Source organism: Prosthecobacter sp. (genome assembly GCF_044373815.1).
Classification (GTDB): domain Bacteria; phylum Verrucomicrobiota; class Verrucomicrobiia; order Verrucomicrobiales; family Verrucomicrobiaceae; genus Prosthecobacter.
The window spans coordinates 1-14836 of the sequence record NZ_JBIPNG010000121.1; the positions used below are offsets into that span (position 1 = coordinate 1).

Annotated in this window: 8 protein-coding genes; 4 read left to right on the plus strand and 4 right to left on the minus strand. The window is 59.1% G+C overall.

The annotated features are described in order from the left end of the window. Positions 1-22 precede the first annotated feature (22 nt). Both ACIREA_RS12115 and ACIREA_RS12120 read right to left on the minus strand, forming a co-directional pair. Positions 23-3550 carry an ATP-binding cassette domain-containing protein gene (locus ACIREA_RS12115; RefSeq protein WP_397382533.1) on the minus strand — a complete coding sequence of 1176 codons (3528 nt, stop codon included), beginning with the start codon at positions 3548-3550 and terminating at the stop codon, positions 23-25. A gap of 302 nt (positions 3551-3852) precedes the next feature. After that, positions 3853-4938: a hypothetical protein gene (locus ACIREA_RS12120; protein ID WP_397382534.1), complete on the minus strand. Its 1086-nt coding sequence runs from the start codon at positions 4936-4938 to the stop codon at positions 3853-3855. A gap of 289 nt (positions 4939-5227) precedes the next feature. On the opposite strand from ACIREA_RS12120, the gene ACIREA_RS12125 reads away from it, so the two are divergent. From ACIREA_RS12125 to ACIREA_RS12140, 4 genes are all read left to right on the plus strand, one after another. Further along, complete coding sequence (locus ACIREA_RS12125; RefSeq protein WP_397382535.1) at positions 5228-6583, plus strand: sigma-54-dependent transcriptional regulator; 1356 nt, start codon at positions 5228-5230, stop codon at positions 6581-6583. A 150-nt stretch (positions 6584-6733) separates the two neighbouring features. Next, positions 6734-7078 carry a hypothetical protein gene (locus tag ACIREA_RS12130; protein WP_397382536.1) on the plus strand — a complete coding sequence of 115 codons (345 nt, stop codon included), beginning with the start codon at positions 6734-6736 and terminating at the stop codon, positions 7076-7078. 39 nt (positions 7079-7117) lie between these two features. Continuing rightward, positions 7118-7963 carry a ferredoxin family protein gene (locus ACIREA_RS12135; RefSeq protein ID WP_397382537.1) on the plus strand — a complete coding sequence of 282 codons (846 nt, stop codon included), beginning with the start codon at positions 7118-7120 and terminating at the stop codon, positions 7961-7963. Positions 7964-9043: 1080 nt separating this feature from the next. Further along, positions 9044-10312 (plus strand): polysaccharide pyruvyl transferase family protein, encoded by a 1269-nt coding sequence (locus ACIREA_RS12140; RefSeq protein WP_397382538.1) that lies wholly within the window; start codon positions 9044-9046, stop codon positions 10310-10312. 209 nt (positions 10313-10521) lie between these two features. Here ACIREA_RS12140 and ACIREA_RS12145 read toward each other — a convergent pair whose 3' ends face one another. Continuing rightward, a complete protein-coding gene (locus ACIREA_RS12145; RefSeq protein ID WP_397382539.1) occupies positions 10522-13644 on the minus strand; it encodes an efflux RND transporter permease subunit in 3123 nt (1040 codons plus the stop codon). Positions 13645-13650: 6 nt separating this feature from the next. After that, positions 13651-14817 carry an efflux RND transporter periplasmic adaptor subunit gene (locus tag ACIREA_RS12150; RefSeq protein WP_397382540.1) on the minus strand — a complete coding sequence of 389 codons (1167 nt, stop codon included), beginning with the start codon at positions 14815-14817 and terminating at the stop codon, positions 13651-13653. Between the last annotated feature and the right edge of the window lie 19 nt (positions 14818-14836).

Here is a 14836-nt window from a genome sequence, read left to right on the forward strand (position 1 = left end):
GTATTGATGGGATAAAAACACCTCACACCTTCGTCAACTGCCTGCGCAGACTCAACTCCACCGCAGCGATGATGAGCGACAGCGTAAACAGGATCACGACACTGTTGATCCAAAGGGTGTTGTACTTGGTGCCCAGATACATTTTTCGCGTGCCGAAAAACACGTTGGGACTCGTCTTGCGGCGGTAGTCTTCGCGTTCCATCTCGGCCTTGGTCACGAGGTCGAGCACCTTGCGGTTCACGTAGATTTCTTCAGCACTGACACCGTCGTTCTGTTGCAGCATGCTATCGAGCATCGGAGGCTCGATGCGACCGCTGAGCACGGCATCGCGGATGGAGCCGAGGCGCTTGGAGATTTCGCGCGGGTTCTCGGCGTAGAGGCCGGAGACGACTGCCAGAGACTGCTTGGTGAGTTCCAGTTCATGACGCTGCCGGTCGTTCATGTCCGCCCCTGAGGGCGGCAGCAGCGACTGGATGCGTTCGTCGAGGAAATCCTGGTTGCGCGTCAGCGGGTTGAGCTTGGACTGCGAAATAACCATGCCTTCATATGACCAGCGCAGCGGCATGAACTGACAGATGAAGGGCACTTTGAGCTTGCTGGCGTTTTCCTCGTCATTGCCGGATTTTTTGAGCCACTTGCCCACGGAATAGACGAGATCGAGGTTCTTGTTCATCTCCTCGTACTTGATCAGCGCACCACCGAGAATGATCTGCGGAATCAGGAGCAGCGGGATGGCATTCACCGCAGTGCGGTTGTCACTGACGATGCTGGAAATGAACAGCCCCAGGCAGACGCCCGTGAGAGAGGTGAGGAACATCCACCAGAGGTGAATCAGGAACATGTCGCGGATCTCCAGCACCCAGTTCCCAATGAGCAGGTAAATCACACACTGGATGAGCGCAAAGGTGGAGAGCGAGATGATCTTGCCGCTCAAATAGTAAAACGTTCGCAGGTTATGATTTCGCTCCCGGCTCAGGGTGTGGCGGTCACGGATGATTTCATCGGCGCTGTTGGTCAGCCCGAGAAACATCGCCACGACGAGGCTCATGAAGAGGTAGGTCGGGATGTGGAAGGCGGTGGCAAAAGTGTAGTGCGTCTCTTCGGAGTACTTGAGCACGCTGGAGATGATCCAGGCCAGCAAGGGAGCCTCAAGCAGGGTCGTGAGCAGATTCGTGCGGTTACGCAGCTTGCTGAGGAAGGCGCGCTTCAGCAGGGTGAAGAAGAGAATGCTCTCCTCGCGGAAGGTATGCTTCGGCGGCTTGGGCGTGCTGCGCATGCGGCTGGCGCTGTGACTTTCATCGCGCTTGGGCCGGGCGATGAGGCTGGTGCTGCCCGGCGCGGACCGCTGCTTGGCCATGGTCTCCATGATGAGATGCCGCTGATAAGAGTCGCGCCAGAAGTTGGGCGGAAAGCGGCGCGCAGCCACGAGATGCCCGTCAGCACTGCGCTCATGAATGATGTCTCCGCTGATGTCGCGCAGCGGTGTTTCCAGCACGTCGAAGACGAAGTCCGGCGTGAGCTTGTCCGGCGGCTGAGCATCGGCATCCCCTGCCTGACCGGTCTCCGTGTGATACACGCGCCAGAAGTACTCGATCATGCCCTGCGGCGTGCCGAAGTAGGCCAGCTTGCCGCCTTTGTCCAAAAGCAGGGCCTTGTCGAACATCTGCAGCAGTCGTGAGCTGGGCTGATGGATGGAGGTGATGACGATCTTGTTGCGCGCCAGACTGCGGATGATTTCGAGCACGTGCTCGCTGTCCTTGGAGGAGAGGCCGGAAGTCGGCTCATCAAAGAGGTACACGTCGGAAATGCCGATCATGTCGAGCCCCGCATTGAGACGCTTGCGCTCGCCGCCGCTGAGAAATTTTTGCTGCGGCGTGCCTGCCAGCCGGTCACGCAGATCGGCCAGGCCGAGTTCCGCCAGCTTCGCATCCACGCGTTTGCGCCGTTCATCTGTTTTCAAATGCGGACAGCGTACCGCCACAGAGAAGTCGAGATTTTCCTGAACCTTCAGCAAGGGGTCAAAGGCATCCTCCTGCGGAATGTAGGCAATGTAGGGCGTGAGATTGTGCAGGTTGTCATACAGCGCCATGCCGTTCATCAGCACTTCGCCCCCCTTGGGTTTGAGCTGCCCGCCGAGAATGCGCAGCAGCGTACTCTTGCCGCAGCCGCTGGGACCCATGACACAGATCATCTCACCACGGCGCGCGATGAAGCTCACGCCGTCCTGCGCAGTGTCACGACCATCGAAGCGATGACTGAGTTCTCGCACCTCGATCTGGCGCACGGTGTTGCGCTCCTCTTCGATGATGCGATCGGCAAAGTGACAGCGCAGGTACTGTCCCTCCCCAAGAGTAATGGTATCACCGTCATTGAGGGTGATCCGGTCACGCACCGGAATCAAACCAATGTAGAGCGGGCGCGAAGAGCGCAGCACTTCGAGCACACCGGTCTTCTGCGCGTAGTTGCACTCAATGCGCAGCAGGATTTCACCATCAGTGTCTTCAGAGAGAAGAATGTCGCCTTCATCCAGCAGCTCAGGTTTGTTGGAGACGAGATAAGTATTGCGGCTGCCTTCCAACCGGAACTGCCCGCCAAACTCCTGCGCACGCACGCGCAAGTCGCGCAACGCGATTTCCACTTCACCATGGGCAATGATGCTGTCCTCGATGCTGGCCTCCACCACAGTGCCGCTGCTGAGCACCACGCCATTCAGCGTGGCCTTGGTGGTCCGCAGGGCTTCCACCGTGACGCCCAGGCCAAAGCTGAGGCGCAGATTGGTGCCGCGCGTGCGTTGCGGGGCGATTTCTGCACTGCCATTTTCCGTGAGTGTCAGGTAGATCTGCGTGCCTGACAGTGTCTTCTTGGAGTTGAAGTAGGTGATCAGGTCATTGTAGTCCAGTGTCACGTCCTCCATCACCACGCGCTCGCCGGGATAAAGCCGCGAGAACTCTCCCGGCGGCTGCCTGCGGCTGCGCACCAGAATGGAAATGCTGCCGGTGTTTTTCAGCAACACAAGGTTTTGAAACCGGAACGCCACCACGGAGCAGTCATCCGAAAGGGAGCGCAGCAGCACGTCGCAATTCTTCGTGGCACCGATGCGCAGCGTGTCCAGCGGCTGGCCGCCCTTGGTGGAAAACCCCTCTTCCGGCGGCTTGTCCCCTGCATTGAGCTGATAGACTATGTCGATGGCCTGGGCAGCGATGCCCAGATTCGTCATGAAGAGGTAAAACTCCACCATCTGCCGCTGATTCTGCTGCGCACGCGAGATGAGCAGGTACAACTGCACGCCCAGCAGGATCTTTTGCTCCTGGGTGAGTTTCTGGCTCAGCTCTTTCGCGCGCTGCGTCAGGTCCTGCGGCTCCTGCAGGGCCTCAAAGTAGAGACGCCGCATGTCGGCGTAGATCGCCTCCGGGTAGTCATAGCGCAGGTAGCCGAGACTGGATTCGACTTCCTCCTCCTCGATGTTGCCGTCCAGCTTGCTGAAAGCCGCGAAGACTTCGATCAGCACCGGCAGCATGGTGTTGGCCGTGGCGGCTGAGGCGGCGGACACCTGCGGCTGACCATTCCAAAGGTGCGCCCACCGGTCTGGCGACCACCATGGCAGCTCCGCCGGTCCATGAACTCCGTTCGCAGATGACTGCGCTTTTGAGTTCAACATTTTGGCGAGTTTTTTGACCAAGCTCATGCGGTGGATTTCGTGGCAGCCCGTGCGGGGCTGCTGGCGGCGGCGCGACTATGGAGTTCGTTTGCACAAACACAACTCACGAGACGCGAATGCCACCTGCAATTGCGCAAAAAAAAGCGGCCCGGTTTCCCCGGGCCGCCATGCCATGATTTCGGCACTCGCAAATGTCACACGCTCCGATCACGCGGCGGGCCTTCGCGGCCACGCTCGTGGTTCATCGGCGGCGGGCCATGAGGTCCTTCCTGACCCCGGTGAAAAGGCGGGGCAAAACGGGGACCGTCGTCGCGCTGAGATGGACCGGGGCCCCGGTCTCCGCCGCGCATTCCATCCTGCTGGGGCTGATGCATTGGCCGCTCGAAGTGCTGGGGACCTTCGCCACGATGTTCCCCACCACGTTGCGGCCCAAACTGCTGCGGGCCGGGGCCGCGATGCTGGTCAAACTGTGGCGCTGGACCACGAGGACTGCCGAAATTCTGAGACTGCTGCCGACCTCCAAAGCGCTGGCCCCTGCCACGCCCCATCCTGCCCTCAGGGCCGCGACCGCGATGCATCTGCCCGCCCTGATCGCCACCTTGAGGTGACCTGAAACCTTCACCACCACGCGGCGCACCAAACGCTCCGAGCTGCGCGAAAGACTGCGGACCACGGCCTTCGGCGCGAGGGCGGAAGCCGCCCTGATCATTGCCACGTGGCCCTGAAGGCTGTCTGAAATGGCCCTGACGGCCCGCATGTTCCTGCCCCCGATTGCCTTCGTGCTGCGAGTTGTTCATCGGGCCTCGATTGCCCTGAGCCTGCGGCTCACCGCGCGGATGCTCGCCACCCTGCTGGTCATCCATGAGGGGACGGCGGAAGCCCTCGCGACCATGTCCAGTCCCCTGATCTGGAGTGCGGTTGCCAGCGTTGGGAGGATTCATGGGTGCCGGTCCACCGCTCTGCGGAGGATTCACAGGTCCACGCTGCCCATCGCGCTGAGGTTGTGCGTCACGCTGAGGCTGAGCGCCATCACGCGGACCAGCCCCATCCGGGCGGCGCTGCGGTTCAGGACGGGGACCATTCCCTTCCCGCTGCTCGCCGGGACGCGGCAGATCACGTGGTGCCGCAGCAGGCGGAGCATCCGGTTTGGACGCTGCGGGAGGAAGAGGAGCGGCGGCGGGCGGCTGACCTGCAGGCTTGGATTCCTGGGCTTGCAATGAAGCGACGCTGAGCGCGAGAGCACCGCAAAGCCAGGAGAGTCGGTTGGTTTTGGATTTCATGTGAGTGTGCTGGTTGGATTGACTGCGGGTGAAGAAACACTCGTAGAAACCAAGAGTTGCGATCCTCCAGTTCGGCCCCGGTAAATCCCTCACTTTTTGCACCGCTGGCAAGACGCTGAAGGGGCGTCAAAGACCGTCCAATCAAGCTCTTACGGCACGCGCATCAGGGGCTCTATCATGCCCCCCAAAAGCCCCTATTCTCTTTTTTGAGAATCTTAAATTGACGCAATCCTGAGAAACGATTAGCCTAATTAACAATCAACCATGCCTCTCACTTCACGAAAATAATATGGCTAAACTAGTAATCATAGATGACGAAGCCGCCATCCTGGAACTCATGACCAAGCTTTGCAAAGCTGCGGGTCACCAAGTTTTTGGCTGTACCACCGGCATCGACGGCATTGCAGCCATCCGTTCCAACCAGCCCGACCTCGTCATTGTGGACCTTCGCATCGGTGATGTGAACGGTCTCGATCTCGTCAGCATGTGCAAGGATCAGTTCCCCAGCACCGCCGTCATCATGGTCACCGGTCATGGCAGCGTGGAAACGGCCGTGGAAGCGATGCGTCTGGGTGCCTTTGACTACCTCACCAAACCCTTCGATCTGGGAGATCTGATCAAGACGGTGAATCAAGCCCTGCAGCGCAACGGCATCGCCGCCGCCACTCCTACGAGCATCCCCAGCGCGACGCTGCGTTCATCCTCCGCCTCGAAGCTCATCGGTCACAGCGATGCCATCCAGCGCATTTTTGATATTGTGCGCCGCGTTGCCAACAACGACAGCCCCGTCCTTCTCGAAGGCGAATTCGGCGTCGGCAAGCACATGGTCGCCCGCGCGTTGCATGAAGCAAGCCGCCGCAGCAACTCCCCTTATAAGGAACTGCAGTGCAGCGCCATGCCGGAAGACGCCCTCGAAACGGAACTCTTCAGCCAGACCGCCATCTTCAATCGCGCATCTGGTGGCACCATCCATCTGGCGGAGATCAATCAGCTTCCGGCCCGCATCCAAGCCCAGCTGAACACCTTTCTCGATGAAGCGCAGGCAAAGAAAGGCTGGGGCAATGGCTCTAGTGGTGCGGATTTCCGCCTCGTGGTCTCCAGCACCACGTCCCTTGAAGACGCCGTGAAGATGGGCAAGTTCCGCGAAGACTTGTACTACAAGCTCTCCGTCGTTCCCCTCAAGATCCCGCCGCTGCGTGAACGCCGCGTGGACGTGCGCCCGCTCGTCGAGCATTTCCTCAAGGACCTCGCTGATCGCACGGACGCCAAGCCCAAGACCATCGACGCCGGGGCCATCGAATTCCTGGAGAAGTACAACTGGCCCGGCAACGTCAGCGAACTGCGCAACGCCATCGAACGCGCCTGCGCTTTCGCCGAAAACGACCGCGTCCGCCCCTCCGACCTGCCGGCCAAAGTGACGCAGCAGATCGAAATACCGACCCCTTCCACGACCGAGGGCATCACCAAGCTCCCCATCGGCTCCACGCTCGATGACTTCATCAAGGGGCAGGAGCGCGCCTTCATTCAGGAAACCCTCAAGTACAACAGCGGCTCCCGCGAAAAGACCGCCAGCATGCTCGGCGTCTCCATCGCTACCCTCTACCGCAAGATGGGCCTCAACGTCGAGCGCAAGACCACCTCATAGGCCTGCGTACAAATCGACTCGCGCTAAACCACAAAGTCGGCCTCGCGCCGACTTTGTGCTTTTAGGCCTAAATTCGTCATGCCCGCCTTCGCCGGTGTTGCGTAGTACGCCACCTGAGCCCACACTGATCTCCACCTTTTTCGCGCCCTTTTGAGTACCCCTGCCACCATCCTCTACTGCCGCTGCGCCTACGCCCAGGTCGTTCCTACCGGCGTGAAAAACGAAGTCCTGCAGAAGCTCTGCGACTCGAACGCCAGCTTTGAAACCGTCTCCGATCTCTGCGAGATGGCAGCGCACCGCGATCCCCGCCTGCAAGCCATCGCCTCCTGCAGCAAGCTCCGCATCGCCGCCTGCTACCCCCGCGCGGTGAAAGGCCTCTTCCAGCAGGCTGGATTCCCCCTGCCCGCCGACACCGACATCCTCAACATGCGCACCCAGACCTCGCAAGAAATCGCCGATGCTCTCCTCAATACCGAGCCAGCAACCGCTGCGTGATCCTTCATTCGTCATTCGGGCTTCTTCATTTATCTACCCATGATCACCCACACCCACCGCCCGCTCCGCGTCGTCCTCTACGAAGGAAATGGCAGCATCCAGCTTCCAGCCGAGTCTCGTGCCAAGGTGATGATGGCCCTGCTCGACAAAGGCTACACCGTCACTCGCAGCAGTCTCGGCGCGCCCGCCATGCCGCATGATGAGCGCAACCTCCTCGTGCTCGGCGCCTTTGAAGGCAAAGCCCCCGCGCTGGAAGACGCCACAGGCAAGATCACCATCGACACCTGCGACATCACCGGCCTGGAGCCCGACGCTATCGTCGCGCTGGTGGACAAATCCCGTGGCGAGAAAACCATGAACGAACCCGGCAAATGGAAGCCCTGGTTCCCCGTCATCGATTACTCCCGCTGCACCAACTGCATGCAGTGTCTCAGCTTTTGCCTCTTCGACGTCTATGGCGTCAGCGATGACAACAAGATCCAGGTGCAGAACAACGACAACTGCAAGACCAACTGCCCCGCCTGCTCCCGCGTCTGCCCCGAAGTCGCCATCATGTTCCCCAAGTATCAGGCGGGACCGATCAACGGTGATGAAATCAACGAGCACGAAGCCGGCCGCGAAAAGATCAAAGTCGACATCTCCTCACTCCTCGGCGGCGACATCTACTCCGCCCTCAAAGACCGCAGCGCCGCCGCCAAATCCCGCTTCAGCAAAGAACGCAGCCCGGACAAGGCGCTAGATGAGCGAAAGAAGTGTCTGACCAAACTGGTGGGCGATGGGTTTATCCCGGCGGATGTGCTGGCAAGTTTGCCGAGCACGGAGGAGATTTTGAAGAAGGCGGAGATCGCCAAGGCAAGGGCTGCGGCGGCGCTGGCGGCGCAGTAATTGGTGGGGCGGAGATCGGATCAGGTTGTCGCAAGACCCAAGAGTCATTAGGATATACCCGTATCCTTAAGCACATGCGCTACCTCCTGTTGTTTTTGCTCTGCATCACCCGATCATCCTTTGCGGAAAATTTTCCCGATTGGGATGTCTATTGGATGTGCGCTGATGCGGATGCAATCATTCTCGGTGAACAGCTTCAAGATGACAGAGTCAAGGTGACCAAATGGATCAAAGGTGTTCCAGACTCCGAACCTGCGACTATCGTTATCACTGACATCCACAAGCTCTCTAAGTCGTTGGGGGCTCGCTGGGAACGCGTCTATAAAAAACAACCGGACAAAACCCTGACCTCGCGCCGTTTTGTGGCGTTTCTTGAGCACAAAGATAAAGTCTGGAAATCGATGGTCACTATTGAAGATTCAGGTTTGTGCGGGAGTTGTGGCATGGTTTGGATAGAGAAAGGCCGTTGCTACCGCTATCTCCAGACCGACAATCCAGGCCCGTATGAACTTTATGAAGCAAAAGACACGAGGACCGAAAACGAACTGTTGGAAGCGATCAAGACGGGACTGCGTGATGTTGAGGAATGGCAAAAAACTCTGAATATCAGTGATCCGGCACTTCGCTCGCAGGGGCTCGTTCAATATGCCCTTTTGAGCACTTCACCAGAAGCACCACGCGAAACTTATCGCTTCCGGGTACGCGAACCTCTCCGTAGTCTAGGCCAGATCGCCGTGCCTGCGCTAAGAGCCCAAATTCGTAAATGGTGCCAGGGTGACTCGCTGGATGAAGTTGTCCTGATTCTTAATGATCTTGGTCAAGGTGCGCGTGAGGCCGTGCCAGACCTCATCCTGCTGCTTAAGCAGCCTGAAAGGGCACATCCTTACTATGTTTTGTCTGCCCTCAGGACCACTGGCGATTCATCCAACATCGACGACATCAAGCCCTTTCTGGAACACTCTGACCAACAGGTCCGCAAAGAAGCCGAAACTGCTATCGCAGCGCTCTCCAAAGCAAAGTCTCCCTGACGACTAAATGGTTCAGCGCATGCTCACCGCTTGTCTTACGTTTATATCAACCATGACCACCCGCCGCTCCTTTCTCCAAACGTCTGCTCTCGCGCTCGGCTCTCCCTCCCTGTCTGCCTTCGCACAAACCGCCACCCCGCAAAAAACCGTCCTCCTTCAATGCGGCTGGGCCACGAAGAATATCGGCGACATTGGGCACACTCCCGGCACGCTGCGCTTCCTGGAGCAGTATCTGCCGGAGGCAAAGGTCATTCTGTGGGCGATGAACACGAATGAGGCGGTGGATGCGATGCTGATGAAGCGGTTTCCCAAGCTGGAAATCGTGAAGGGCTCGCTTTCCAAGGAAGGCGGAGCTGTGCAGGAGGCGGTGAAACGCTGTGACTTTTTCCTGCGCGGACCCGGCATGGGGCAGAGCACGGATTTCATGATCTACTGCCAGAAGATGGGCAAGCCCTGGGGACTGCAGGGGCAATCGTATTTCCCGGACATGGTCACCGGAAAGGACGCGGAAAAGCGCATCGCCCTGCTGAACAGCGCGGCCTACATCTACTGCCGCGATTCCAAGACGCTGAATCTGCTGCAGGACGCGGGCGTGAAGCCGCCGGTGCTGGAGTTCGGACCGGATGGCTGTTTCGGCATCGACGTGCGCGATGACGCGAAGGCGCTTGCGCGGATGAAGAAGCACGACCTGGAGGAGAAGAAGTTCATAACCATCCAGCTCCGCACGCACTCCCCCAGCAGCCCCGGCGTGGATGACAAACGCCCGCAGAAGCTCAACCCGCTGCATCCCACCCCGGAGAACATCGCCGACGACACCCGCCGCGCGAAAGTGTACCAAGACCTCATCGCCATGTGGGTGAAGGAAACGGGGTTCAAGGTGGTCATCGCCCCGGAAGTGAACAAGGAGATGGAGTACAACAAGAAGTTCATCTACGACACCCTGCCCGACGACTTGAAGCCTTACGTGGTCAATTTCGACGAGTTCTGGAACGTGGACGAAGCCTGCTCCTTCTACGCCCGCGCCCACACCGTGATCTGCCACGAGCCGCACACGCCCATCATGGCCCTGGCCATGGACACGCCGATGATGCACACCTTCTCCGAGTTCCACTCGCCGAAGTGCTGGATGTTCAAGGACATCGGCCTCGAAGAATGGGCCCCCGAGTTCGACGCCACCCCGGCCACCAAGATGTTCGAGATCCTCATGAGCATCCACAAAGACTACCCCGCCGCCCAAGCCAAGGTCAAAAAAGCGATGGCCTTTGTCGAGGAGCGCGCAGCCTCCCAGATGAAGGTGCTCAAGAGTGTGATCAAGGCGTGAGCGGCTGTGAAGCAACCAAGCGAATGACGAATGAGTAAATCCGAATGTCTAAATAAAATCGAATGTCGAATGTCGAATGTCGAAGCTCGAAGGGCCTATAGCACTCGCACTATATTGAGCGCTTAACCTTCAGGCAAATGCAGCCCCCACCCTATTGACTTCGTCATTACTGATTCGTCATTATTTAGTCATTCGGATTTACTCATTCATCATTTGGCGGTCGCCTTCAGAGGCTTCACCCGGAACAGCCGCAGAATAACCACAAAGTACAACGGCACAAAGAACAGCCCCAGCAACGTGGTCGTCACCGCGCCACCGACAATGCCGGTGCCGATGGCGTTCTGACTGCCAGAACCCGCGCCAGTATTGATCGCCAGCGGTAGCACCCCGAGACCAAACGCAATGGACGTCATCAGGATCGGACGCAGACGCTGGCGAACAGCATGCAGCGCCGCATCAATCAACGTGGCACCTTGATCAAAATGCTCCTTGGCGAATTCCACGACCAAGATCGCGTTCTTGGCTGAGAGACCGATGATGGTGATCAAGCCAATTTGAAAATAGATGTCGTTCGGCATGCCGCGCCATTGCGTGGCGGCGACAACCCCCAGCGCACCGAGCGGCATGTCCATCATCACCGAAAAAGGAATGGCCCAGCTCTCATAGAGCGCGGCAAGGCAGAGGAAGACCATGAGCAAAGCGATGATGTAAACCGATGAGGCCTTGGAGCCGGACATCTGCTCTTCATACGACAGCCCTGCCCAGGCAACGCCAATGCCTGGCGGCAGTGACTTTGCCATCTGAATGATCTCGTGAATGGCCTCACCGGAACTGTGCCCCGGCGCGGGTTCACCGAGGATCGAAAGCGACGGCGCACCATTGAAGCGCTCAAGCTTCGGCGAGCCCATTTTCCAGGAGGCGCTGGAGAAGGCGGAGAACGGCACCATGCCGCCCTGGACATTGCGTACATACCAGCGGTTGATGTCCTCCGGCAGCATGCGGAACGGGGCATCCCCCTGCATCATCACGCGTTTCACGCGGTTCTTGTCGATGAAATCATTGATGTAGGTGGAGCCAAGGATGGTGCTGAGGGAGGCATTGATGTCCGCCAGAGAGAGTCCCAGCGCGCTGGCTTTTTCCTGGTCGATTTCGATCTGATAAGCAGCGGTGTCCGCAAGTCCATTGGGACGCACTGAGGAGAGGAGAGGATTTTTCGCGGCCATGCCAAGTAGCTGACCTTGGGCATCCATGAGCGCCTCATGCCCAAGCCCGCCGAGATCGACAAGGCGCATGTCAAAGCCGGTCGCGGTGCCGAGTTCTAGTACAGCGGGTGGCGCGAAAGCGAAGGCGAGAGCTTCCTTGATCTGCCCAAACTTGCCCAAGGCCCGCATCTGGATGGCCTTCACTTTCTGCTCTGGCAGTTTGCGTTCCCCCCAGGGCTTGAGTTTGACGAACATGAGCACCTGGTTCTGCGCATTGCCGCTGAAACTGAAACCCAGCACGCCGAAGCCGCCTTCGACCACGTCCTTCTCCTCCTCGAAGAAATGCTTCTCCATTTTCTTCAGCACTTGATCCGACTGATCACGCGTGGAGCCGGGCGGAAGCTGGGCCATGGCAAAGAGCACGCCCGTGTCTTCATCCGGCAGGAAGCCGGTGGGCGCGCGCTCGAAGAGAAAAACGACCGCGACGCCGATGGCGATATAAGGGATGAGCGCGAGCACATAGTGCCGCAGGAACACGGCGACCGCATTCGTGTAATGATCCGCCGTGCGCTCAAAGGCGCGGTTAAACCAGCCGAAGGGGCCGCGTTTGTTGATGCCATGGTCCTTGGCCACCGGCTTCAGCAGGGTGGCGCAGAGAGCCGGTGTGAGAATCAGCGCGACCAGCACGGAGAGCGTCACCGAACTGACGATGATGAGAGAGAACTGCCGGTAAATGACACCGCTGGACCCCGTGAAGAAAGCCATGGGTACAAAGGCCGCGCTGAGCACCAGCCCGATGCCAACGAGCGCACCACTGATCTGATCCATGGATTTGCGTGTGGCCTCCTTCGGCGAGAGCCCCTCCTCCTGCATCACGCGCTCGACGTTTTCGACGACGACGATGGCATCATCCACCAGCAGGCCGATGGCTAGCACCAGACCAAACAGAGTCAGTGTATTGATGGAATACCCGGCCGCCGACATGACACCAAAGGTACCGAGCAGAACGACAGGCACGGCGATGGTGGGGATCAACGTGGCGCGCCAGCTTTGCAGGAAGACGAACATCACCACGAAGACGAGAATGACAGCTTCAATGAGCGTCTTCACCACCTCCTCCACGGAGATGCGCACAAACTGCGTGGTGTCGTAGGTATAGATGGCCTTCACGCCCGGCGGGAAGAACTGCGAGAGCTCCTCCACCTTCTTCTTCACGATGTTCACGGTCTCCAAGGCGTTGGCACCCAGTGCAGGTCGGATGGCCATGCCGCTGGCAGGCATGCCATTGTAGCGCGCCATGACGTTGTACGATTCACTGCCGAGCTCTGTCCGCGCGACATCGCGCAGGAAAACACGTGAACCATCCTGACCGACGCGCAGGAGGATGGCACCAAACTGCTCAGGCGTCTGCAGGCGGCTCTGCGCCATGACCGTGGCATTCAGAAGCTGGCCTTCCGCCGCAGGCAGCGCCCCGAGCGCACCGGCGGAAATCTGCGCATTTTGGGCACGCACGGCTGCGATGACGTCATTCGTGGAAAGCTGGTACTTGGTCAGCTTGTCGGGATTAAGCCAGATGCGCATGGCATACTGCGTGCCGAAGGCCTGGATTTCACCCACGCCCTGCAAACGGCTGATGGGATCCTTCATCACGCTGGCATTGTAGTCGGCGAGGTCGGTGTTGGACATGCTGCCGTCCGTGGAAATGAGACCCACGACGATGAGGAAGTTGCGCACCGATTTGTTCACCTGCACGCCCTGCTGCTGCACTTCCAGCGGCAACGATGGAATGGCGAGCGCGACCTTGTTCTGCACCTGGACCTGCGCGGTGTCGGCATTGGCTCCACCATCAAAGGTGACGGTGATCGTCGCGGTGCCATCCGAGGTGCTGGAAGATTCAATGTACCGCAGGTGGTCAATGCCATTGAGCTTCTGCTCTATGACCTGCGTCACTGTGTCTTCCAGCGTCTTCGCGGAAGCGCCAGGATACGTCGCGATGATCGCGATGGTGGGCGGCGCAATGCTAGGATACTGGGCGATGGGCAGACTCTCGATGGAGAGCGCCCCCGCCAGCATGATGATGATGGCGATGACCCACGCGAAAACAGGCCGGTCGATGAAGAAGCGTGACATCTTGGATTACTTGGCGGCGCCAGGGGTTGGAGCAGGAGCGTCCGCAGCGACTTTGACCGGCGCACCGGGGCGGATCTTCTGAAGATTGTTGATGATGATCTGATCGCCCGCCTTGAGTCCGGAGGTGACCAGCCATTGATTGCCGACAGCACGCGGAGTCTCCAGAACGCGCAGCTCGACCTTGCTCTCCGCTCCGATCACCATCGCAGTCGGTTCACCCTTCGAATTGCGGGTGACAGCCAGCTGCGGCACGAGGATGGCATCCGGCGTGGTGCCTTCTTCCAGCCGGGCGCGCACAAACATGCCGGGCAGAAGATCGTTGCGTGGGTTCGGAAACACGGCCCGCACGGTGACGGAATTGGTCAGCGTGTTCACCGTCACGTCAGAAACTTCCAGCGTGCCTTCCTCGGGATAGATCTCGCCATTTTCATACACCAGCTTCACGCGCGGTTGTCCCGAGGCATCCGCCTTGAGCCTGCCGCTCGCAAGGGCCGCCTTTAGACGCAGCAGGTCACTGCTGGGCTGGTTCACATCCACATAGACCCGGTCGATCTGCTGCACCGTTGAGAGCAAGGTCGCCTGATCTGTCCGCACATAAGCCCCCTCCGTGACCTGCGAGAGACCGATGCGTCCGGTGATGGGCGCGATCACCTTGGTGTAGTCGAGATTGATTTTCGCCGTCTTCACCGCCGCCTGGCCGAGCAGCACCTCCGCTTGATTGACGCGCTGGCCGCCTGAGGCCTCATCGTAGTCCTGCTTGCTCACGGCATGGGAGTCGATCAAGGACTTCATGCGGTTCAGCTTCAACTGAGCGGAGTTCAGACCCGCTTCGGCTTTGGCCAGTGTTCCCAGCGCGCTGTCGTGCGCCGCCTCATACTGCGCCGGATCGATTTCATAGAGCACCTGCCCTTCCTTCACATCGCTTCCCTCCTTGAAGAGACGCTTGAGGACGATGCCACTGACGCGCGCCCGCACCTCGGCCACACGAAAAGCTGAGATGCGCCCTGGCAGATCCTGCGTCAGCGTCACCGGCGTCGTCGCAATGTTGATCACGCCCACTTCCATGGGGCCGGGTGGTCCCGGTGCTGCCGGGGGAGACCCTGAAGGAGTGCGCCCACAATTGACGAGCAGCAGCGCCAGCACGAAAAGAGGGTATTTAAAAAATGTATTCATGCTCAAACAATTCGTTTCT

Bases quoted from the DNA above. Each gene is read 5' to 3' on its own strand.
- ACIREA_RS12140 (WP_397382538.1), top strand. From the start codon at position 9,044: ATGACCACCCGCCGCTCCTTTCTCCAAACGTCTGCTCTCGCGCTCGGC.
- ACIREA_RS12135 (WP_397382537.1), top strand. From the start codon at position 7,118: ATGATCACCCACACCCACCGCCCGCTCCGCGTCGTCCTCTACGAAGGA.
- ACIREA_RS12150 (WP_397382540.1), bottom strand. From the start codon at position 14,817: ATGAATACATTTTTTAAATACCCTCTTTTCGTGCTGGCGCTGCTGCTC.
- ACIREA_RS12125 (WP_397382535.1), top strand. From the start codon at position 5,228: ATGGCTAAACTAGTAATCATAGATGACGAAGCCGCCATCCTGGAACTC.
- ACIREA_RS12145 (WP_397382539.1), bottom strand. From the start codon at position 13,644: ATGTCACGCTTCTTCATCGACCGGCCTGTTTTCGCGTGGGTCATCGCC.
- ACIREA_RS12120 (WP_397382534.1), bottom strand. From the start codon at position 4,938: ATGAAATCCAAAACCAACCGACTCTCCTGGCTTTGCGGTGCTCTCGCG.